We start from the raw sequence: 21,593 nt of genomic DNA, 5'->3' as shown, positions 1-21,593 counted from the left end.
TGACATCAAAATTAATTTTTTAACTAATCAAAATTATTGTTATGAAAGAAAAAATTCTACCTATTAATTCAACGTTTAAACTTTTTATACTTTGTGGTGTAATGTCTGCCACGGTTGGTTTAAATGCCCAAACCTTAGCATTTCCGGAAGCAACAGGTTTTGGAAGATTTGCAACAGGAGCGCGCGGTGCGGCAGCCCCGGAAATTTATTTAGTTACAAACCTAAATGACAGCGGATCGGGTTCTTTCCGTGATGCGGTAAGCAAAGAAGGGCGATTTGTAATTTTCAAAGTTGGTGGTATCATAAAAACGCAGTCTCAAATTGTCATTCCAAAAAATACAACCATTGCAGGACAAACAGCTCCTGGCGAAGGCATTGTAATTTTGGGATCAAGAGTGACTTTTACGGGTGCCAGCAATACGATTTCGCGATACCTAAGAATACGTTTTGGTAATACGACACAAGGTCAGGATGCATCGGGTCTGGCAAATGGCACCAATATGATTTTTGACCATATGTCATTCACCTGGGGAACAGATGAGGTTTTCTCTATCAACTGGGATAACAAGGGAGAAAGCCCGGATAATATCACGATTCAGAATTCTATTATCGGACAAGGGTTACATCGCCATAATCACTCAGCCGGAGGATTGATGCAGCCATCCGGTGGGAAAATCAGTTTGATCGGAAATTTATACATCTGCAACAAAACCCGAAACAATAAGATAAAGGGAATCAATGAATTTGTGAATAATATCGTTTATAACTGGGGAAATTATGGCAATACCTACGGCCACACAGAATCCGGTGATGCATATATTATGGGCGGAGATTCGGCAGGGACTTCGGATGTAAACATTATTAATAATTATTTTATTGGTGGTCCGAATACAAGCAGCGCTGTCACAACACCTTTTAACAGAGGGAATGACAATTTCTCATTATACGGATCGGGGAATTATTTTGATAATAATAAAGATGGGATTTTAAACGGAACATTGGTTCCTTCTAACTTGACTGGTTTTCCTACGGGAGATATTAATTCCATTAAATCAACACCTTATGATTATCCGATGAAAAATCCAAGTTTAACAGCTCAACAAGCTTACGATAAAGCAATTCTGAACGTCGGCGCATCTTATCCGAGACGTGACCAGGTTGAGAATCTGATGATTTCTGATTTACAGTCGAAAGGAACAACGGCGACTTATGTTTACGTTCAGTCTGATCTTACCTCTCAATTTGGTTTTACGAATGGTGGCGCAGGACACGTTTATGGTGCTCCGGCTCCTTTGGATACCGATAATGACGGAATGCCTGATGCTTGGGAAGATGCGCACGGATTGAATAAAAACACACCCGATGCTTTAAATGTAAGTTCTACCAATGCTCCTTATCTGAACATCGAAGTTTACATCAATAGTTTACCCAATCAAACTCCGCCGGATTTTATTATTCCACCGACAGATGTTAATTTTACGAATGTTACGACAACGGAAGTTCCAACTTCAAGTTCTCTCATTGTCAATTGGAATGATAATGCGTCCAACGAAACCAATTATATATTAGAACGTTCCACTGATGGAACTAATTTTTCTGAAATCGCCACCTTGTCTTCTAATATAATAAGCTATAATGAAACAGGTTTAGCTCCCAATACGCAATATTATTACAGAGTTAAAGCCATTAATGCAACAGCATCTTCAGTTTATACTTCTATTGCATCTATTACAACTCCACCGATTCCGTCAGCTCCAGCTAAAGCTACAAATCCAACTCCGACGACAGGAAATACCAATGTAGAGCTGACAAACGGCAATCTTCTTCTGAATTGGTCAGGAAGTAGCAATACAACGACTTATTCGGTTTATCTTGGAACTAATGCGTCCAGTTTAACAAAAGTGATGGACGTGAGTTATTCAGCGTCACCATCATACCAATTAACCGGCTTAAATCCTGCAACAACCTATTACTGGAGAATTGATGCTACCAACGAAAAAGGGACAGCCACCGGAGATGTATGGAATTTTAAAACATTAGCACCAAGCCTTGTGGGTCACTGGCCTTTCCGGGAAGCTCCGTCTGAAGGGGAGAAAATTGCAGATATTACAGATTATGAAAATGACGGAATATTGAATACTGCTTATGATAATAGCAATGTAAGAATTCAGGGGAAGGAAAATTATGCACTCAATTTTGCAACTGCGCCAAGTAACATATATATCGCAAGCATTCCGAATCAGGAACATTTATTTTTTGATAAACATTCTTTCACTGTTTCTTTCTGGATGAAAGCACCAACGAGCATGATTCCAACATCCTCATCAACAAGCCTGTATGTTTTGTGTAAAGGTTCATTTACTAAAAATACTACAACAGGTGCAACCGGAAAACGTTATAATGTTGAAATAAAAGGCGGCCAGCTTCGTTTTGCCATTGACGATGATGTCACCAAAAAAGAGATTACTTCTCCTATTGCAAACTTTTTCACCGGAAACTGGGTCAATGTTGTAATAATGAGAGATGTTGTTGCACACAAAATGAGAATCTATACCAATGGTACTTTGAGTGCAGAAGGCGACGAAACCGCTGTCAAAGGGATTGGAGAGGTTAGTGACTTAATTATTGGAAATATCGGTGAATTTGAATTAATGTCAACCACCACAGCACCTGCTCCTTACAAAGGTGCGATTGATGAGCTGAAAATGTTTAATTACGCTCTAACAGCTTCTGAAGTAAGCGAATTATACAGCCAGGCAACTTCGGAAACAAACAGATTGATTTATAAAAAAGGCATTGTATATCCCAATCCTGCAAAAGATCAAATTTTTATACAACTTCCTGATTATAAAAAACCTAATTTAACCGCTGAATTAAGAGATATGATAGGAAAAGTTGTTCTTACTAAAAAAATTAATGCTAATGATAAAGGTGTTTTTATTTTAAATATCGATAATAAAAAATCATATGGAAATCATATTTTAACTATTTCGGGTGAAAATCTAATGACTAGTTTTAATGTTTTCATTGAGTAAAAAAACAATCTTATTTTTGGTCTGATTCCTTATTTTCTTGCAGGCAGGATTTTTTTTTAACAGAATTTTTCAAAAGAAAATACTGAATATGCCGTTTAATTATTAAATTAGTCCCCATGCAAAGGAATCTTTATCTTATCATTATATCATTTTGTCTTATCAGTTGCTACACTTATCAGGTTAAAAAACAAAAAGATACGTCGGCTGAGAATAAGCAGGAATTTAAAAACGGGGCAAATCTGTCTAATAATGCTTCCGCACAACCAAAAAATATGGCAGCTGGATCACAGAATCTGAATTCATCACAAGCGCCAATTCCGATCAATGTTCAGGAAAAGCTTGCTCCCGGTAAAAATTTTAAAATTAATGTTGACGGCAAATCTTATAAAATAATCGTCGACAAATGGCAAAATGACAGTCTGGTTGCGCACGCGGTTCATAATCCTAAAAAAATTATGAAATTCCATAAGAATCAGATCAATAGTGAGAAAATTGCTGAAAAACGTTTTTCACAGCCTATAGCCGATATTATTACCGTGGTTGCCTATGCCGGTATCGGAGTTTTAATATGGTCTCTCGTACGCTAATTTTTAAACTTTATGATAAAAATGGAAGTTGCTGTTCCTGAAGTAATTTGAGCGATTATTTTAGGAATGATAACTTCCATTTAATAAAAAACATATGGAAAATAATTATATTATGGTTTTTTATCGTAATATTGCAATATACAATTAAACAAAATTATGGGCGCTACCAAAACAGACCATTTTACAGATCAGCAAAATAAGATTGCTACTATCGCAAAGGCATTAGGACATCCTGCGAGAGTTGCTATTATTGAATACTTGCTCAAAGTAAATACGTGTATATGCGGAGATATCGTCAATGAATTACCACTGGCGCAGGCAACTGTTTCTCAACACCTGAAAGAATTGAAAAATGCAGGTCTTATTAAAGGAAATATCGAAGGTACTGCAATTTGCTACTGTATTGATGAAAATAATTTCGGAGTCCTGAAAGACTACTTTTCAAATATAATTCTGACAACAACCAATCAGAAATGCTGTTAAGGCATTTTTTTACATTTATTAATCGCAATATTGCATTTAACCAATACAATGAAAAATTATGAAACTATCTGAAATCAAAGAAATTTTACCAACATTAAACAATGTACAATTTCAGCTGGAAAACGGAACATTTGTACCGGAACATTTCCACGTTACGGAAGTCGGTCAAATCAATAAAAAATTCATTGACTGTGGCGGAGTGATCCGGGATGAAAAAACGGTGAACTTCCAGCTGTGGAATGCTGATGATTACGAGCATCGCTTAAAACCAGGAAAATTACTCAACATCATCAGGTTATCCGAAGAAAAATTAGGAATTGAAGATGCCGAAATTGAAGTAGAATATCAAACTGATACAATTGGCAAATATGATCTGGAATTTGATGGAGTAAACTTTATCCTGAAAAGTAAAACCACCGCATGTCTTGCTCAGGATGCCTGTGGTATTCCTTCTGAAAAGCAAAAAAGAAATCTTTCGGAACTCACAGGCGCTCAGACAACATCATGTACGCCCGGAGGCGGATGCTGTTAAAATTGGACAACAGAAAAAAGTAACCGTAACACGTAACTTACAAGCCTTTAATTTTATTTAATAAAATGAATCCTGATATTTTAAAAACCATTGAATCACTTTCTGCAGATACAATTTCAGAAGAAAGAAAAGTTGTTTTAAAGCCACTAACAGATTACATTAAAGACAAAATAAAAGCCTGTGAGACAATCCGGCTGAACTTTATCTGTACTCATAACAGCCGAAGAAGTCATCTTTCCCAGATCTGGGCACAAACCATGGCTTATCATTTTGGAATTAAAAATGTGTTTTGCTATTCAGGAGGAACAGAAGCAACAGCAATGTTTCCGAAGGTCGCTGAAACACTAAAAGGTCAAGGCTTTGGGATTCAGAGATTAAGCGAAGATAAAAACCCTGTTTATGCGGTAAAATATGCACAAAATGAAGTTACTGTTATTTGTTTTTCAAAGAAATACGACAATGAATTCAATCCTAAAAATGAATTTGCGGTTATTATGACGTGTAATAATGCTGACGAAGGCTGTCCGCTGGTCGTTGGTGCAGAGGTAAGATTTGCTGTAAAATATGATGATCCCAAATCTTCAGATAATACTCCTGAACAGGATAAAATCTATGCAGAAAGAAGCCTTCAGATCGCTACAGAAATGTTTTATGTCTTTTCTCAAATAGAAAATTAAATGGATTATAACATTAGTAAAAGCGAGTTTATGGTTAAAGAAAAAATATTATCATTAAATATACAATCTGTACATCTTTTAAAAGAGCTTATCCGTTAATATGGTTAGGCTTTTTTTATATCAAATAATCATAAGTTACTATTCATTACGTTATTTTAAAAAGAATTTATTTATCTTTGTTGCTTCCAATGAAAAGATTCAGAGTTACATCTTCGCAAATTACACCGCCTTAAATTATAAGGTTAATTAATTCTTTTATATCCGGATAATCATCTGGATAAATTCTCCTATAATAACATCATTTTAACAGTCAATATCTTTTTTTGACAGGTATTGGATAAATTATTTTAAAATTATGGAAAACATCTTATCAGGTTTTCAATCAATTCGTAATATCAATATAAAAAACGAAATTCTGGCAGGCTTAACGGTTGCTATGACGATGATACCAGAATCACTGTCATTTGCTATTCTGGCAGGATTATCACCGCTCACGGGACTTTATGCAGCCTTTTTAATGGGGATTGTAACCGCCGTTTTCGGAGGCAGACCAGGCATGGTATCGGGAGGCGCAGGCGCTACCGTTGTAGTTTTAATAGCATTAGCATCTTCTCATGGTGTTCAGTATCTTTTTGGTGCGATTATATTGGCAGGAATCATCCAATTAACTGTCGGTATTTTTAAACTCGGAAAATTTGTGAGATTAATTCCCCAACCCGTCATGTATGGTTTCCTGAATGGTCTTGCAGTTATTATCTTTATGGCTCAGGTTGCACAGTTTAAAGTAGTATCTAACGGAGTCTCAACATGGATGGAAGGCTCAGCTTTGCTCATAATGGCAGGATTAACTGTTTTGACGATAGCAATCGTTTTGTTGTTTCCGAAAATAACGAAAGCAGTACCCTCATCTTTAGTGGCCATTATTATAGTCTTTGCCATCGCGTATTTTTTTAATATTGATACCAAAAGAGTTATCGATATTGCTTCTGTCAGCGGTTCACTTCCTTCATTTCATATTCCTGATGTTCCTTTCACTATTGAAACCTTGAAAATTATTTTTCCTTATGCATCGGTAATGGCAGGTGTTGGCCTCATCGAATCTCTATTAACATTGAATATGGTTGATGAAATTACAAATACCAAAGGTCACTCTAATAAAGAAGCTGTCGCACAAGGAATTGCAAACATCACCAATGGTTTCTTTGGGGGCATGGGAGGATGTGCTATGGTAGCACAAACCCTTGTGAATATCGGAGCTGGAGCCAGAACCAGAATATCGGCAATCGTTGGAGCATTAACGATACTTTTAGTAATACTTATAGGCGGTTCCGTAATTGAGCAGATACCTATGGCAGCATTGGTAGGTGTAATGATGATGGTCGCTGTCGGAACTTTTGAATGGGTTTCATTTCGTATCATCAATAAAATGCCAAAATCAGACATATTTGTAGGAATACTGGTAGCCATCATAACCGTGGTACTTCATAATCTTGCGCTGGCAGTATTAATAGGTGTCATCATTTCTGCACTGGTTTTTTCATGGGACAATGCCAAAAGAATCCGGGCAAGAAAATCTTTCGACGAAGCAGGAAATAAAATATATGAAATCTACGGACCTCTGTTCTTTGGAAGCACCGCGGCATTTATTGAAAAATTTGATGCAGAGAGTGATCCCGAAAACATAATTATAGATTTTAAGGAATCAAGAGTTGTTGATATGTCTGCAATAGAAGCTTTGAAAAAAGTGATAGAAAAGTATAAATCCGAAAATAAAGAAGTAATCCTAAAACACCTTAGCCAGGATTGCATTAAACTATTGGAAAATGCCAATGGGTTTATTGAAGTTAATATTCAGGAAGATCCTACTTATAATGTAATGCCCAAATAAATAACTAATCAACACTTACAATTAATCGGCTTACCATTATTGATAAGCCGATTATTTTATATTTTAATCTGTTATTTCTTATACCTTTACAATACCAGACGCACTCCGCCCAATTCATCAACCCTGTAACTGAAACGCTCTCCGGGGCTGCTGATAAACATAAAGTTCTTAGGGATATTCCATTTACGGCTAAGTTCATCTACAAGCGCGGGAGTAAACTGCCCTACTAATGTGATATACTCCATATCCACATCCGGATAAGCACGGTCAAGGGTATCAAAATCTGAAAGAAACTTCGGATCAGGATGCTGCTCTTTATCTAAAACAGTAACAATTTTTATTTTATTAGTCACCTCGTTTTCATGAAGATACATCATCACTTTATTCAGCGTAGCGATATCGTCACCTTTAGAAAAGAATACAAAATTCTGCTCATAAAGTTTTTTAAGCTTCCGGTTGAGAAAGCGCTGTCTGGTAACGGTATATTTCTTATATCCTCTTGATACCGATTCCAGTATATTAACTGCAAAATGCATAATATCTTTACGCATCAGCATAGCCAGGATAATAATGACCGAAGGAAGAAAATACTGAAGAAAGGTTACAAGATATTGAGGTTTTGTTTTAATATTTCCATAAAGGGCAATGATGATGGCAATAAGGGCTATCACAACAGCACCGGGTCTGGCATATTCAGGTCTTGGCAGACGGGAACGTCTCAGCTTTAACAGGATATTTCCCAATGCGAAAGAAGCCATCACCGTAAGAAAAGATAAGGCATAAACTGCCGCCAGCGGAGCCAGCTGCCCTTTGGTAACCAATAATACAGAACAGCATAAAAGAAAGAACAGAATTAGAATCCTGTATGTACTTCCTCTTTTGTTTTCTTTCAAAAAGTAATTCGGAAGAATCCTGTCTAATGTCATTCTTTTAATCAGGCCATTCACACCTACAAAAGAAGTAAGAACAGCACCACTCAGCACCGATACAGCATTGATTGAAATAATAGTGGCCAGCCATTTACCTCCCGTTAAGGTTCCGACATAGCTTAAAAAAGAATTCTGATGAGACTCTACCTCTGCTACCGGAATAATGCAAATCGCAAGAAAAGCAATGAGCGGATTAAGAATAGAAACCGCTATCCACATATTCCTCAACGTCTTGGCAAATACTCCTCTTTTCTGCTCTTCAACAAAATTTGAAGAACTCTCAAAACCGGAAATACCTAACATCGCCGCCGAGAAACCAAAAAATATGGCCATCATAATACTCCCGTTTCTTACAGGCAGATGAAAGTTATCCATTAAAACCGTAAATCCGTTATGAACCACAAAGTAAATACAGGAGCCAATAAGCAAGGCCATTGTCGACAGATGAAAGATAAAAATAATCAAAGCAACGATTGCACTTTCAGAGATCCCCATCACAGTTAAACCCAAAAAAATGAGTAATAAAACGAAAGTAGCTACATTAACATTGAAATATGGAAGAATGTGGTGAAGATAATGCATCGCTTCACTCGATGAAATAACCGCTGTTGCCATATATGACAAAATGGTGAGGCAAGCTGCTACCGAAGCATTACTTTTCGATGTTGTATTTAGCAGAACATTATAGGCACCGCCATTCAAAGGAAGCGCTCCCACGACTTCTCCATAGATTTTTCTAAACAGATACAATACTGCTGCTACGAGTAAAAGAGCAACCCAGGCGTATTGGCCTGCAGCTACGATTGCCAGGGCAGATACATACAAACAGGAAGAAGTGATATCATTTCCGCATATTGCAGTGGCATACCATTCGCCAAGTTTTTTTGTAGACATTATATTTATATTATTGTTTTAGTTTTGTAATATTAAAAATTAATTTGTTTGCTCTCTTATTTTTTGTTTCAAAATATTTATTTAAATTTTTAGCTTAAGCAACATAATTTTAGTATCAACATCATTGTAATACAATATTCGTACTGAACCGCAGAAAATCATAGCTGAAATTCGTAAATTTACCGACCATTACATGATAAACTATGAACAATACTTACAATAAGAAACCCATTGACAAGATCGTACAACCCATGCAAAGGTTTATTCAGCAGGAAAAATCTGGCGGTCTGCTACTGGGTATCAGCGTTATACTTGCGTTAATATTAGCAAACACTCCATTATCACATGTTTATCATGAAATCTTAGAGCAGTCTTTCGGTTTCCGCTGGAACAATGAAACGTATTTTGAATATAACATCCATCATTGGATCAATGACGGACTCATGTCTGTGTTTTTCTTTGTTGTCGGTCTTGAATTAAAAAGGGAAATTATCGGCGGAGAACTTTCCAACGTCCGCAAGGCACTCTTACCCATCTTTGCCGCTATCGGAGGAATGGTAGTGCCTGCTATTATTTACATCATCTTCAATCCTGCAGGAGAACCGCAAAAAGGTTGGGGAATTCCTATGGCTACTGATATCGCCTTTGCTTTGGGTGTTTTGTATCTTTTGGGAAATAAAATTCCGCTGGCGCTTAAAGTCTTTCTTACGGCACTGGCCATTGTCGATGACCTTGGAGCCGTTCTGGTTATCGCATTTTTTTATACCTCAGAAATCAACATGACCTTTTTATTAGTTGGTCTTTTCATTCTCCTTTTGATGTACCTCGGAAACCGTCTTGGTGTACGGTCTATTATTTTTTATGCATTACTTGGCATCGGAGGGGTTTGGACCTGTTTTCTGGTATCCGGAGTTCATGCTACTATCGCTGCAGTGCTGGCTGCTTTTACCATACCTGCTGACGTAAACATCAGGGAAAATGTGTTTATCGACAAAATAAAAGCTTACCTGGAAAGGTTTAAAAATATTGATCCTCAAGAAAATACACCAACGCTCACGAACGAGCAGCTTCATGTTCTGGAAAAAATGAACGAAGCCACACTGGCTGCTACGCCTCCTTTGCAAAGGCTGGAACATGCAATGCATCCGGCAGTTTCTTTTCTGATTATCCCTATCTTCGCAATCGCCAATGCAGGCGTATCCCTGAACATTGATATCGACAAACTTTTTGTCAATAATATTGCCATAGGAACAGCAATGGGGCTGCTTTTGGGTAAAGTAATAGGAGTAGTAGGATTCAGTGTGTTATTTATTAAACTTAAAATCGCTAAAGTTCCGGAAGGCATGAATATCAGGAATCTTTTTGGTCTCGGCTTTTTGGCTTCAATAGGTTTTACCATGTCTCTGTTCATCACCTCGCTCGCATTTAGCCATGAAGAATTTCAGACACAGGCAAAGATCGGCATTTTTGCAGCATCCCTCATTGGAGGCATTATAGGGTATATAATATTAAACAAAACTTCTAAATAAAGCCACGACGATGATCAGAAATGTTTTTAATTTTATTAATCTTCATAATGGCGAAGAAAAGAAAGACAAGGTACTCGAAAATGTAATTTCCAATATATCCTTCCGGGGTTCCAACCTTTGGATCCTGGCCTGTGCGATTATTATCGCTTCTATAGGTCTTAATGTAAATTCCACCGCTGTTATCATCGGTGCGATGCTTATTTCACCATTGATGGGGCCGATAGTCGGTGCTGGTTTTGCACTGGGAACCTATAACTTTTCTTTATTGAAGAAATCCTTCAAAAACCTTCTGATTGCCACATTTGTAAGTCTTACGGTTTCATCGATTTATTTTTACGTCAGCCCCTTTAAAGATGTACAGTCTGAGCTGCTCTCAAGAACATCTCCCAATATTTATGATGTATTGATTGCTTTTTTTGGAGGATTGGTCGGTGTAATTGCCATCACAAGGGTCGAAAAAGGAAACCCGATCCCCGGTGTAGCAATTGCAACAGCATTGATGCCGCCGCTTTGTACGGCAGGATTTGGACTTGCCACTTTTAATTTTTCCTATTTCTTCGGAGCATTTTATCTGTACACCATCAACTGCTTCTTTATCTGTATTGCCACGTTTTTTGTCGTGAAGTTTCTTCAGTATCCTTCTTCCATCATTGACAGCAAATACGAAAAAAGAATAAGATACGGAATTTCTGTCCTGATTATCGTCATGATCGTCCCGAGCTTCTATTTAGCTTATAATCTTTTTAATGAGAAAAAATTTACTAAAACAGCTGAACAGTTTGTTCAAAAGGAGTTTGAAAATAATGGCTATACCGTAATTTATAAAAAAATCAATTACAATTCGAGTCCGAAAACGATCGATCTGGCATTTCTCAATAAAAAGTTTACAGACAATGAAATAGCATCATTCAACAAGATGCTTTCCGATAATGGACTTGCAGATACCAAACTCAATATACGACAGAATGATACTGATATAAAATCGGAGATCATGAGTGAGATCAATAAGTTCGACAACAATATTTCTGAAAAAGATATTGCCATTTCAAAATTGCGACAGGAGCTTGATACTTACAGAGTTTCCGATTCCACACTTTTAAAAGAAATAGAAATCCTTTATCCAAACATTAAAAATATTTCGTACGGAAAAATCGTAGAATATCCACTTACGGACAGCGCAAGGCTACAATTTACACTGGTGTATTCCGGTACGGAGATTAACCAGGAGCAGTTAAGCAACTGGCTGGAAAAAAGACTTCATGAAAAAAATATCAGGATCATAAATTCTGATACCAAGTAACTTGCAAGAGTTATATTGATAAGAAATGTTTATGTACTTATTTACAAATTCTAAAAAACAGCTTTTTCCAACTTTTCCAAACGAGTAAGAATATCCGCAAGCATATTAGTTGTACCAATGGAGAGATGACCTACAATTTTGTAAAGTGTCTGATGCGTTTTATTTTTTATAGGCATATCAGCAATATATTGCAAATAACCTTCCTCGTCAATGAATACACTTTGATTGTGTTCATCAGATTTTTCAAGGCTTAAAAACAGTATATCTCCCTCATTATAATGATATTTTCGATGAGGATCTTTCTTACATTCATAAATCAAATCAACATTTGCTAATATTTTTTGCAATACTTCATCTTTTACAGGATTACCATTACCATAACGAAGAACTTCAGCAACTTTTTCGCTTACTTTATCCGACTCAAACATGAGGTGATCGATGTCAGAAACGCTTACTAGATGATTAACCTGCAATATTTCAGTTAACAACTTATCAAGATTAAGGTTAAAATAATTGGCAACCTTAAGAATTGTATCAATTTTAGGTTCAGCTCTTCCTTCTTCATAAGAGCTTATTACTCCCCTGTTCAAATCAAATAAATCAGCAAAAGCCTTCTGGCTCAATCCTTTGACCTGCCTTATTTTCTTAATATTGGTTCCGAAAAAACTCATAAGCCTATTTTTTTAGCAAATATAAGAATTAAAATAAAATTATGCTAAAAATATTTGCAATTTTGAAAATTTAATCTATATTTGCCTAAGAAAATTTGAATCAAACTTACGATCATGAAAAATCAAATATTTAGAACGGTTAAAGAATGGTTGTTAGATTATGAGTTCAACATCACACTGGAAGATGAAACTCAGAGAATCTTAATAATTGAAAAAGAGTCAAGCGGAATCAAAAACATGATTCTTATTATTTCAGACTCCATCGTCATTATGGAACAGTTTCTTTTTGAAATTAAAAACCCGTCGGAAGCAATTTACCGATCATTATTACGAAAGAACAGAGATATTGTACACGGAGCATTCGCTTTAGACAACACAGGCAAGAGAGTGATTTTCCGTGACACCCTTCCTACAGATAATATGGCACAGAATGAAGTCATTGCATCTATCAACTCATTAGGAATTCTTGTAGGAGAATTCAGCAACGAGATGATAGAAATGAGTAAATAATCACAAAAAAAATTTAACATGAACATTTTTGCAAAATTATTCAAAATAGGAAAAGCCGAGATCCACTCTGTGATCGAAAGCTTTGAAGACCCCATCAATATGACCGAACAAGGCATAAGAGAAATGAAAGAACAGTTAGCCAAAAGCGTAGAGGCACTCGCCCAGCTAAAAGCAATCTCTATACGAAAGAAAAACGAAGCAGAGACCGAAAAACAGACTGCAAATGACTATTACAACAAAGCCGTTATTTTGGTTCAGAAAGCCGAAAATAAAGAGATTGAAGCTGCAGAAGCCGACCGTTTGGCAAAAGAAGCCCTGAAAAAGCAAAGCTCTGCCCTGGAAAATGCTTCACAATTAGAAAATGAGCATGAAAAACTTCATATGGAATGCGAAAAAATGCAGGGAAATATCAATAACTTAAAATCCAACATCTCTAAATGGGAAAACGAACTGAAAACACTGAAAGCAAGAGTTCAGGTAAGTGAAGCCACCAGAGATATCAATAAAAAGATGACATTTATTGAAAACGGAAGCACGGTAAGCATGCTTGAAAAACTAAAAGAAAGGGCAGCCAGACAAGAAGCTCTGGCAGAAGCTTATTCTGATATTTCAACTTCAGGGAAAACCATTGATGATGAGATTGATGCTATTGTTAACAACTCAGACAAAAATACAGAAGAAGCATTACAAAAACTAAAAGAAACACTTAAAAAAGACTAATATGACTTTTCAGCAATTTTTAGATATCGCATTTTCTCCGGTTAATACCGTTTTGAGTGTGCTACTGATTCTCGCTGTTCTCTATTGGCTTTTTACCATCGTAACAGGTTTAGATATTGATGTAGGATTTGATGGCGATTTGGATTTGGATATGGATGCACCGGATGGTCAGGTACATGTTCCTGAAAATCCTTCTGCATGGATTCAGTTTTTAACATTTCTGGATCTTGATATTGTGCCGGTTACGTATTTTATGACGATATCGCTCTTCTTTACATGGTTGGGTTCATTTTATATTGAAGCATTTGCTTCCTTTCAGGTATGGGCTTCTGCGCTGTTGGTCTTTCCTGTGTTTCTGGCAAGTATATTATTGACAAAACTGATTTTAAAACCATTAAATCCTTTTTTCAGGGAAATTAACCATAAAGGAGAAAAGGCACATGATTTTTTGGGCCGTACAGGAAGATTGAAATCCACCATCCACGGAAACAAAATCGGAATTCTTGAAGTTTTTATCGGCAGCGATCCGATGACTCTGATGGTAAAAAGCAAAGACGGCGAAAAAATAGAATACGGGGAAACAGTATTTATCGTAGATGAAGACGTAAACAGAAAATACTATTATGTAGCGACTGAAATTCGTTTTTAAAAAATGACAATCTTCATTTACATTATAATTTAACCATTATTTACATGCTGTAATAAGCACATTTATAATAAAAAAACACATTTTCAAATAATTAAACTTTAAAACTATGAATTTACCACTAATTGCAGGGCTAATTGTTGCTGTAGTAGCTTCAGTTGGATTGATATTCTGGATTCTGTCTATGTACAAAAAAACAGTACAGGGAATCGTTATTCTCAGAACCGGATACGGAGGAACAAAGGTATTCTTCAATGCAGGAATCGTAATTCCCATTATACACCGAATGGAATCTATGGACATTTCGGTCAAAAAACTGGAAATCGCCAGAGAAGGAAAAGCCGGCCTGATCTGTAAAGACAATATGAGAGCAGACATTCAGGTAGCTTTCTTTATCAGGGTTAATAAATCGGTTGATGACATTGTTAATGTCGGTCAGACCATCGGTTGCCAGAGAGCTTCAGACATCCATACTCTAAGAGAATTATTTGAAGCTAAATTTTCGGAAGCATTAAAAACAGTAGGTAAAAAATTTGAATTCATCGAACTGTATGAAGCGAGAAGTGAATTCCGCCAGGAAATTCTTGATATCATCGGAACAGATCTTAACGGCTACGTTCTCGACGACTGTGCGATTGACTATCTGGAGCAGACTTCCATCGACAGTTTAGACAAAGACAATATTCTGGATTCAGAAGGGATCAAAAAAATCACCGAATTAACAGCTACACAAAATATTAAGGCTAATCAGGTTCGCAGAGATGAAGAGAAAACCATCACGAAACAGAACGTTGAAGCCCGTGAAGCGATTTTAGAACTGGAAAAGCAACTGGCCGAAAAAGAAGAATCTCAGAAAAGAGAAGTTGCCAATATTAAAGCCCGTGAAAATGCTGAAATATTGAAAGTGAACGAAGAGGAAAGATTAAAATATGAAACTGTTCGCATCGCAACCGAAGAAAAACTTCAGATCGCAGAAGAAAATAAGCTGAGACAGGTAGTGATTGCCGCTAAGAATAAAGAACGTGCCGATTTGGTTGAAACCGAAAGAGTACAGAAAGACAAAATGCTGGAAGCCACCGAAAGAGAAAGAATTGTTTCTTTGGCTCAGATTGAAAAAGAAAAAGCTATTGAGCTTGAAAAGAAAAATATCCAGGATGCCATCCGTGAGCGTTTAACCATGGAAAAAACTGTAGTTGAAGAACAGCAGGGAATTAAAGACCTTGAGGCCTTCAAAACAGCTGATAGAAACAAGCAGGTAGAAATCACCGTAGCTACACAGGAAGCTGAAAAGAAACTCATTGAGGAAACCAGAGCAGCAGAAGCACGACGTTTAGCCGCTGAAAAAGACGCTCAGAAATATGTGATTGAAGCTCAGGCTAAAAGAGATGCCGCTGAAAAAGAAGCAGAGGCCCGTAAAATCATTGCTGATGCTAAAGCAAAAGAAGAAGCAACAGTAGGTTTATCCGAAGCTCAGGTTCTTCACGCAAAAGCAGATGCAGCTGAAAGACAAGGAATTGTAGAAGCCGTGGTGATTGAGAAAAAAGCAGATGCTATTAAGAAAGAAGGAATTGCCCAGGCAGAAGTCATCAAAGAAAAAGCGTTGGCAGAAGCAGCAGGAATTACCGAAAAAGCTGAAGCCATGAAGAAGCTGAACGATGCCGGAAAAGATCACGAAGAGTTCAGATTAACGCTAGCAAAAGAAAAAGAAGTAGAACTTGCACAGATCGCCATTCAGAAAGATATTGCACAAGCACAGGCCGGCGTTTTGGCTGAAGCCTTCAAATCTGCAAAAATTGATATCGTGGGTGGAGATAACACGTTCTTCGACAATGTAGTACGTCAGGTTTCTGCGGGTAAAGGTCTTGATAAATTTATCAACCACAGTGAAAATGCAACTCTGGTTAAAGAAAACCTATTAGGTGACGGCGAAAATATCATCGAAAAAGTAATGTCAATGGTTAATAAATACAACATTTCTTCAGAAGATATCAAAAACATGAGCATTGCAGGTCTTATTTTTAAACTGAACAGTGTTGCCAACCAGCAGGAAAAAGGGATTCTCGACAGAGCATTGGATATGGCGAAAAACCTGGGAATAGATCACAAACCGGTACAATAAAACAATAACCATTCTATATATGATAAACTCTCATTGCCTGATTCTATTAATCCTTTGAGAGTTTTTCTAATGGAATTTTATTGAATAAGCAATTCAATAGAAATGGATTTTAATCCTTTCAAAATAAAAAGGCATTTTTTAAACCTTTGATGAATAATAAAGCTTCAAGCAAAAATTTTCAAAAAAACTTTGCAGATTCTGCGTTACAACAGATCATCAAAGAATAACATAAAATAAAAAAACGATGTCAGAACAATTACATTCAGGGACATACGAAATCATACAAAGCCGTCTGAATGAGCAGAAAAACAGTCTCATTCAAAAGCTTCAGAAACTGAACGAAAACCGTAAAGAGATTTTCGGCGGCGTAGATTTTTCACTCATCGCCAACGAAAGAATTTCTACGGATCACAACTGCGTGGCCAAAGATATTTTTTCGCTGAAAAACACTTTGATCTTCGGTTCCAATGCACATCTGGGTTTGCAGACAGAAATCAACATCACAGATGTTTTTTCAATCTACACAATCAATAACAATCGTTTTGAACCTCAGGATTCTTCTTTAATCGGTAATGAAATCTTTATTGAAGAGTTCAAAAATTTATACAAATATTACAGAAATACTTTTTTTGTACGCTTTCACTTTACCGAAAACTATTTGTATATGGTTTTCCAGCTATCTGAAAGCACGACCGACATCAAAGCGTTCAAATGGCTGATAAAAGACAATCAGTTGACTTATATTGATTCAAGGAGTGCTTCCGAAGTTTCTTACCCTCCTCAACATGGCTTTTCATGGACGAAAGCAACCAGAGATATGCAGCGAAGCGGAAAATTCCCGCACGTTTCTCTGGCTGATAAAGTTTTTGTGGAATCAATCGGTGGAGATCTGACGATAAAAATTGAAGACAATACCAATACCGGAAAAGGAATTTATTCTGAAGATGTCGTTCATAAAGACCAGAATCTGGATGATGCGGAAATTCATTTTTGTGATCTTGACAATCTGGTTTTATTTAAGATTAAACCTTATCAGGAAGCAGAAAGATATTTCATTTATAATCATAAGGAAAAAACAGTTTCCCGAGTTGATACTTTGAAATATTCAGCAGTTTTACTTCCGGAAAATCAAGGTGTCTTATTCTCAAACGGTTATGCTCTGCAGACGGGAGGTTTAAAAGTGATTTCGCAGGATGTCAACAGGCTTCATTATCTGAAAACAATCCAGGAGCCGAACGGTGAAAATTTCATGTACGTATTTTATGATGATAAAACCAATAATTATCAGCTGATTTCGTACAACATTATTACCCAGACGATTGAAACACCGATCCGTTGCAGTGGATATTCTTTATTAAATGACGGAAAACTTATTTATTTAAGAGAAAGTGTAGAAACGACAAAACATCATTTAGCCCAAATCTGGCAGACCCCTTATTCCAGAGAGTTGCTGCCGGATACAGAAAAATCTGACAGGCTGCTTTACAAAATCGGGAATAAAGATATTGTGAGAGTAATGGCAGAAAGTCATGAGCTGATTACGCTACTCAACAAAAAAGACTCCTACAGCGGATTGTATGATGATATTGTAAAGATTTCCACGACCATTTTAGATGCATATTATTTCCTTAATGATGATGAGGTTGAAAATCTCGACCAGCCTTTAAAAGAAATCAGAAATATTGCTCATTCTGCCATCAATGAATATGAAAAGGTTGTTGAGCAGAAGAAAAATACAGGCGAAGCGGTGGAAAAACTCAAAGCCAGCTGTGAGAAAATTTTAGAAGACACTAAAAGAATCAACTATTCTCAGCTGACGGAATATATCGATATGCTTTCCCAGATCAGAGCTTTACGAGGAGAAATTACCGGAGCAAGAGATCTGAAATATGCAGATATTGCAACACTTGATTCTTTAGAAAAATCACTCGCTGAAAGATCGGAGGAACTCTCTAATGCCTGTGTGAATTTTTTGCTTCAGGATAATGCATTGCTTCCTTATCAAAACAGAGCACAACATATTTCTGAAAATATCATCAATTTACAGAAGGCTATTGACGCAAAATCTATTGACGAGGAAATTAATAATTTATCGCAACAGCTTGAGCTTTTGGTGGATATTGTCAATAATTTAAAAATTGAAGACACTTCACTGTCTACACAGATTATCGAAAATATTTCGGTGATTTTTGCAAGGTTAAATCAGGAACGGCTAGAACTTTCAAAAAGAAAAAGAGAAATTTCCGGAAAGGAATTATCTGCCGATTTTCAGGCGCAGATGACTTTGTTTGACCAATCGGTGATTAATTTTCTTGAATTGTCTCAGACACCGGAAAAATGTGATGAATATTTGACAAAACTTTCCATTTTGCTGGAAGAAATGGAAACAAAATTTGTTGATTTCGATGAATTTATTCAGAATATTGGTGAAAAACGTGAAGAAGTTTACGGTCATTTTCAAAATAAAAGAGTTCAGCTGACTGAAACTAGAAACAAACGCACGCAAAGTCTGTACGATTCTGCACAGCGAATTTTAAAATCCGTTCAGACCAAAGCAGAATCTTTTGATTCCGAAAATGAGATCAACGGCTATTTTGCGACCGATTTAATGGTGGAGAAAGTCCGTGATATTTCGAGACAGCTCATGGAAATGGAAGATTCTGCGAAAGCGGAAGAAATCCAGACTTTGCTTAAAACTTCCCAACAGGAAGCATCAAGAAAGCTGAAAGATAAGAAGGAGATTTATGCAGACGGCGACAATATTATTGCTTTGGGCGATTATAAATTTGCAGTGAACCGTCAGAAATTAGACCTGACGCTGGTGATGAAAAATGCACAGTATTATTATCATCTTACAGGAACTGCATTTTATGAGCCTTTACATTTTGAAGCCATTTCAGATTACAAAGAAGTCTGGAATCAGGAATATATTTCGGAGAATGCTACGGTAAAACGTTTTGAATATTTAGCATGGAATATTTTTTCAAATAATAAAAGCATCAATACCGAAACACAAAATAGAAATGGTATTCAGCAGTTTATGACAGAACATTTTGGGGAAGGTTTGGTAAAGGGAATTCATGATGAAGATGCATTAACGATTGTTTCCAAACTTCAGCAGATGCACAATGAATTGGGACTGATGCAGTTTACTCCGAAAGAAAGAGCTTTAGCACAACTGTTCTGGCATTTTCTGGATGAAGAAAGAAAAGACTATTATCAGAAGCAGTTTGAAGCAGCAGATTTAATTTCAAAATCATTTGCAACAGACAGTGGTTTTCAGCATCTCAATGAGCAACTGTCGAAGGAAATACATTCATTTGCTTTGAATAATCATTTTTTTACGGATATAAATGAGCTGAACGCTGCAGTTTATCTGAAAAGAGAAAATAAGTCCGCATTTTTGGTTTCGGAAAAAGCAGGCTTGTTGTATGAATCATTTTTAAAAGATTTAAAAGAAAAAGGAAAAGATTTAGAATTTATCGACCAGCTCAATACTTTAAAGGCATATCCTGCAGCTTGTTTTTCTATTGCTGAGAGTGCTTTGGATGCGTTTTTATCGAACTCCGAATCGAATTTTGAAGATGAAATAAAAAAAGAAACGACTGTATTTTTCATAACACAGAATTTTGATGCTAAAAATATTCATCATATTACCTATGAAACAGTTCTGAAAGGATTGAAATCATTAGAAAAAGATGCAGATTATACATTAAATTATTATGAATTTAGTTCACGATTATCCCACTTCAATGAAGTGGTGGTTCCGAAATACAGACAGCTTCAGGAACTGAAAGCGAAATGGGTACACGATAAAAAGAAAGCTCTGAAAATAGATACTTTCAAATCTCAGGTTTTGAGTTCATTTGTAAGAAACAGATTAATCAGCGAAGTGTATTTCCCATTAATCGGAGCCAATTTGGCCAAGCAGCTGGGAACCGTCGGAAACGACAAACGTACCGACAGAATGGGAATGCTGCTGCTAGTTTCGCCGCCGGGTTACGGAAAAACAACCTTAATGGAATACATGGCAGACCGAATGGGATTGGTTTTCATGAAAATCAACGGGCCATCAATCGGCCATGATATTGTTTCCACCGATCCGAATGAAGCAAAAAATGCAGGAGCAAAACAGGAACTCGAAAAACTTAACCTGGCCTTTGAGATGGGTGACAACGTAATGTTATACCTTGATGACATCCAGCATTGTAACCCTGAGTTTTTGCAAAAATTCATTTCCCTGGCTGACGGGCAAAGAAAAATTGAAGGAATTTATAATGGAGAAAGCAAAACTTACGACTTAAGATCAAAACGTTTCTGTCTGGTGATGGCCGGAAATCCTTACACGGAAAGCGGTGAGAAATTCAGAATTCCTGATATGCTGGCAAACCGTTCCGATACGTATAATTTGGGTGAAATTTCGGGCAGTAAAACAGAGTTATTTGATTTAAGTTTAATTGAAAATGCTTTAATGTCCAACGATTATCTTACCCGGTTGACTCAATTTGGAATGGATAATCTTTACAATCTGTACGACAGCATTCTATCAGACTCACCCAATGTGGAGCTGGCCGGAAACTTCAGTTCAAACGAAATTTCAGATTTCAGAAAAGTGCTTGAAAATACATTAAAAGTAAGAGATGTTGTTTTAAAAGTCAACAGACAATACATCGCTTCTGCAGCCATGTCAGATGAATACAGAAACGAACCCGCTTTCAAATTGCAGGGCTCTTACCGGAATATGAATAAGCTGATTAGCCAGATTCAGCCGATTCTTAAAAATGAGGAAGTAACCCAGATGGTGCTGAATCATTATCAGAACGAATCTCAAACACTCACAAACGGAGCAGAATCGAATATGCTTAAATTAAAAGACTTAATGGATTTGATTTCTGAAGACGAAAAACTGCGTTGGGAAGAAATTAAAAAAACATTCGTAAAAAACAAGACATTAAAAGGCTTGGGCGAAAATGACCGAATGACACAGGTGATTGCGCTTCTGGCACAGTTCAGCGAGGGACTCGACGGAATAAAAGATGTGCTCAAAAACAGCTAACGATGATTTTGTATTAA

The 21,593-nt window shown here is 36.7% G+C and carries 15 protein-coding genes; 13 read left to right on the top strand and 2 right to left on the bottom strand.

What is annotated here, in order from left to right:
* Positions 1 to 41 precede the first annotated feature (41 nt).
* From BLR30_RS09025 to BLR30_RS09000, 6 genes are all read left to right on the top strand, one after another.
* Complete coding sequence (locus BLR30_RS09025; protein WP_089857356.1) at positions 42 to 3,035, top strand: LamG-like jellyroll fold domain-containing protein; 2,994 nt, start codon at positions 42 to 44, stop codon at positions 3,033 to 3,035.
* Between the two features lie 116 nt (positions 3,036 to 3,151).
* Positions 3,152 to 3,622 carry a hypothetical protein gene (locus BLR30_RS09020; RefSeq protein ID WP_089857353.1) on the top strand — a complete coding sequence of 157 codons (471 nt, stop codon included), beginning with the start codon at positions 3,152 to 3,154 and terminating at the stop codon, positions 3,620 to 3,622.
* 156 nt (positions 3,623 to 3,778) lie between these two features.
* Positions 3,779 to 4,105, top strand: a complete 327-nt coding sequence (locus tag BLR30_RS09015) for an ArsR/SmtB family transcription factor (RefSeq protein WP_089857350.1) — start codon at positions 3,779 to 3,781, stop codon at positions 4,103 to 4,105.
* A gap of 58 nt (positions 4,106 to 4,163) precedes the next feature.
* Positions 4,164 to 4,637: a DUF6428 family protein gene (locus BLR30_RS09010; RefSeq protein ID WP_089857348.1), complete on the top strand. Its 474-nt coding sequence runs from the start codon at positions 4,164 to 4,166 to the stop codon at positions 4,635 to 4,637.
* Between the two features lie 65 nt (positions 4,638 to 4,702).
* Positions 4,703 to 5,314, top strand: a complete 612-nt coding sequence (locus BLR30_RS09005; RefSeq protein ID WP_089857347.1) for an arsenate-mycothiol transferase ArsC — start codon at positions 4,703 to 4,705, stop codon at positions 5,312 to 5,314.
* A gap of 355 nt (positions 5,315 to 5,669) precedes the next feature.
* A complete protein-coding gene (locus BLR30_RS09000; RefSeq protein WP_089857345.1) occupies positions 5,670 to 7,202 on the top strand; it encodes a SulP family inorganic anion transporter in 1,533 nt (510 codons plus the stop codon).
* A gap of 86 nt (positions 7,203 to 7,288) precedes the next feature.
* Here the strand turns inward: BLR30_RS09000 and BLR30_RS08995 are convergent, their stop codons facing one another.
* Positions 7,289 to 9,025, bottom strand: coding sequence for an APC family permease (locus BLR30_RS08995; protein WP_089857343.1), 1,737 nt, complete (start codon positions 9,023 to 9,025; stop codon positions 7,289 to 7,291).
* 203 nt (positions 9,026 to 9,228) lie between these two features.
* Between BLR30_RS08995 and nhaA the strand changes: the two genes are divergently transcribed.
* Together nhaA and BLR30_RS08985 are read left to right on the top strand one after the other, a co-directional pair.
* Complete coding sequence (nhaA, locus tag BLR30_RS08990; protein WP_089857341.1) at positions 9,229 to 10,554, top strand: Na+/H+ antiporter NhaA; 1,326 nt, start codon at positions 9,229 to 9,231, stop codon at positions 10,552 to 10,554.
* 10 nt (positions 10,555 to 10,564) lie between these two features.
* On the top strand, positions 10,565 to 11,854 hold the full coding sequence (locus BLR30_RS08985; RefSeq protein WP_089857339.1) for a DUF389 domain-containing protein: 1,290 nt from the start codon (positions 10,565 to 10,567) through the stop codon (positions 11,852 to 11,854).
* Between the two features lie 50 nt (positions 11,855 to 11,904).
* Here BLR30_RS08985 and BLR30_RS08980 read toward each other — a convergent pair whose 3' ends face one another.
* Positions 11,905 to 12,525: a helix-turn-helix domain-containing protein gene (locus BLR30_RS08980; RefSeq protein ID WP_089857337.1), complete on the bottom strand. Its 621-nt coding sequence runs from the start codon at positions 12,523 to 12,525 to the stop codon at positions 11,905 to 11,907.
* A 114-nt stretch (positions 12,526 to 12,639) separates the two neighbouring features.
* Here BLR30_RS08980 and BLR30_RS08975 point away from each other — a divergent pair, with 114 nt between their 5' ends.
* The 5 genes from BLR30_RS08975 (at position 12,640) to BLR30_RS08955 (ending at position 21,576) form a co-directional block, all read left to right on the top strand.
* Complete coding sequence (locus BLR30_RS08975; protein ID WP_089857335.1) at positions 12,640 to 13,035, top strand: YbjN domain-containing protein; 396 nt, start codon at positions 12,640 to 12,642, stop codon at positions 13,033 to 13,035.
* 18 nt (positions 13,036 to 13,053) lie between these two features.
* Positions 13,054 to 13,755: a PspA/IM30 family protein gene (locus BLR30_RS08970; RefSeq protein WP_089857333.1), complete on the top strand. Its 702-nt coding sequence runs from the start codon at positions 13,054 to 13,056 to the stop codon at positions 13,753 to 13,755.
* Position 13,756: 1 nt separating this feature from the next.
* A complete protein-coding gene (locus BLR30_RS08965; protein ID WP_089857331.1) occupies positions 13,757 to 14,404 on the top strand; it encodes a hypothetical protein in 648 nt (215 codons plus the stop codon).
* Between the two features lie 106 nt (positions 14,405 to 14,510).
* Positions 14,511 to 16,520 (top strand): flotillin family protein, encoded by a 2,010-nt coding sequence (locus BLR30_RS08960; RefSeq protein WP_089857329.1) that lies wholly within the window; start codon positions 14,511 to 14,513, stop codon positions 16,518 to 16,520.
* A 244-nt stretch (positions 16,521 to 16,764) separates the two neighbouring features.
* Positions 16,765 to 21,576 (top strand): DNA repair ATPase, encoded by a 4,812-nt coding sequence (locus BLR30_RS08955; protein ID WP_089857323.1) that lies wholly within the window; start codon positions 16,765 to 16,767, stop codon positions 21,574 to 21,576.
* Positions 21,577 to 21,593 lie beyond the last annotated feature (17 nt).

The sequence above is a fragment of the Chryseobacterium taeanense genome (genome assembly GCF_900099685.1).
Lineage (GTDB): Bacteria > Bacteroidota > Bacteroidia > Flavobacteriales > Weeksellaceae > Chryseobacterium > Chryseobacterium taeanense.
Note: the sequence above shows the minus strand (reverse complement) of the source record. Positions and strands in the feature narration are given on the sequence as shown.

Coding starts and splice junctions, on each gene's coding strand:
- BLR30_RS09015 (WP_089857350.1), top strand. CDS start 3,779: ATGGGCGCTACCAAAACAGACCATTTTACAGATCAGCAAAATAAGATT.
- BLR30_RS09020 (WP_089857353.1), top strand. CDS start 3,152: ATGCAAAGGAATCTTTATCTTATCATTATATCATTTTGTCTTATCAGT.
- BLR30_RS08995 (WP_089857343.1), bottom strand. CDS start 9,025: ATGTCTACAAAAAAACTTGGCGAATGGTATGCCACTGCAATATGCGGA.
- BLR30_RS08970 (WP_089857333.1), top strand. CDS start 13,054: ATGAACATTTTTGCAAAATTATTCAAAATAGGAAAAGCCGAGATCCAC.
- nhaA (WP_089857341.1), top strand. CDS start 9,229: ATGAACAATACTTACAATAAGAAACCCATTGACAAGATCGTACAACCC.
- BLR30_RS08985 (WP_089857339.1), top strand. CDS start 10,565: ATGATCAGAAATGTTTTTAATTTTATTAATCTTCATAATGGCGAAGAA.
- BLR30_RS08965 (WP_089857331.1), top strand. CDS start 13,757: ATGACTTTTCAGCAATTTTTAGATATCGCATTTTCTCCGGTTAATACC.
- BLR30_RS08980 (WP_089857337.1), bottom strand. CDS start 12,525: ATGAGTTTTTTCGGAACCAATATTAAGAAAATAAGGCAGGTCAAAGGA.
- BLR30_RS08955 (WP_089857323.1), top strand. CDS start 16,765: ATGTCAGAACAATTACATTCAGGGACATACGAAATCATACAAAGCCGT.
- BLR30_RS09010 (WP_089857348.1), top strand. CDS start 4,164: ATGAAACTATCTGAAATCAAAGAAATTTTACCAACATTAAACAATGTA.
- BLR30_RS09005 (WP_089857347.1), top strand. CDS start 4,703: ATGAATCCTGATATTTTAAAAACCATTGAATCACTTTCTGCAGATACA.
- BLR30_RS09000 (WP_089857345.1), top strand. CDS start 5,670: ATGGAAAACATCTTATCAGGTTTTCAATCAATTCGTAATATCAATATA.
- BLR30_RS08960 (WP_089857329.1), top strand. CDS start 14,511: ATGAATTTACCACTAATTGCAGGGCTAATTGTTGCTGTAGTAGCTTCA.
- BLR30_RS09025 (WP_089857356.1), top strand. CDS start 42: ATGAAAGAAAAAATTCTACCTATTAATTCAACGTTTAAACTTTTTATA.
- BLR30_RS08975 (WP_089857335.1), top strand. CDS start 12,640: ATGAAAAATCAAATATTTAGAACGGTTAAAGAATGGTTGTTAGATTAT.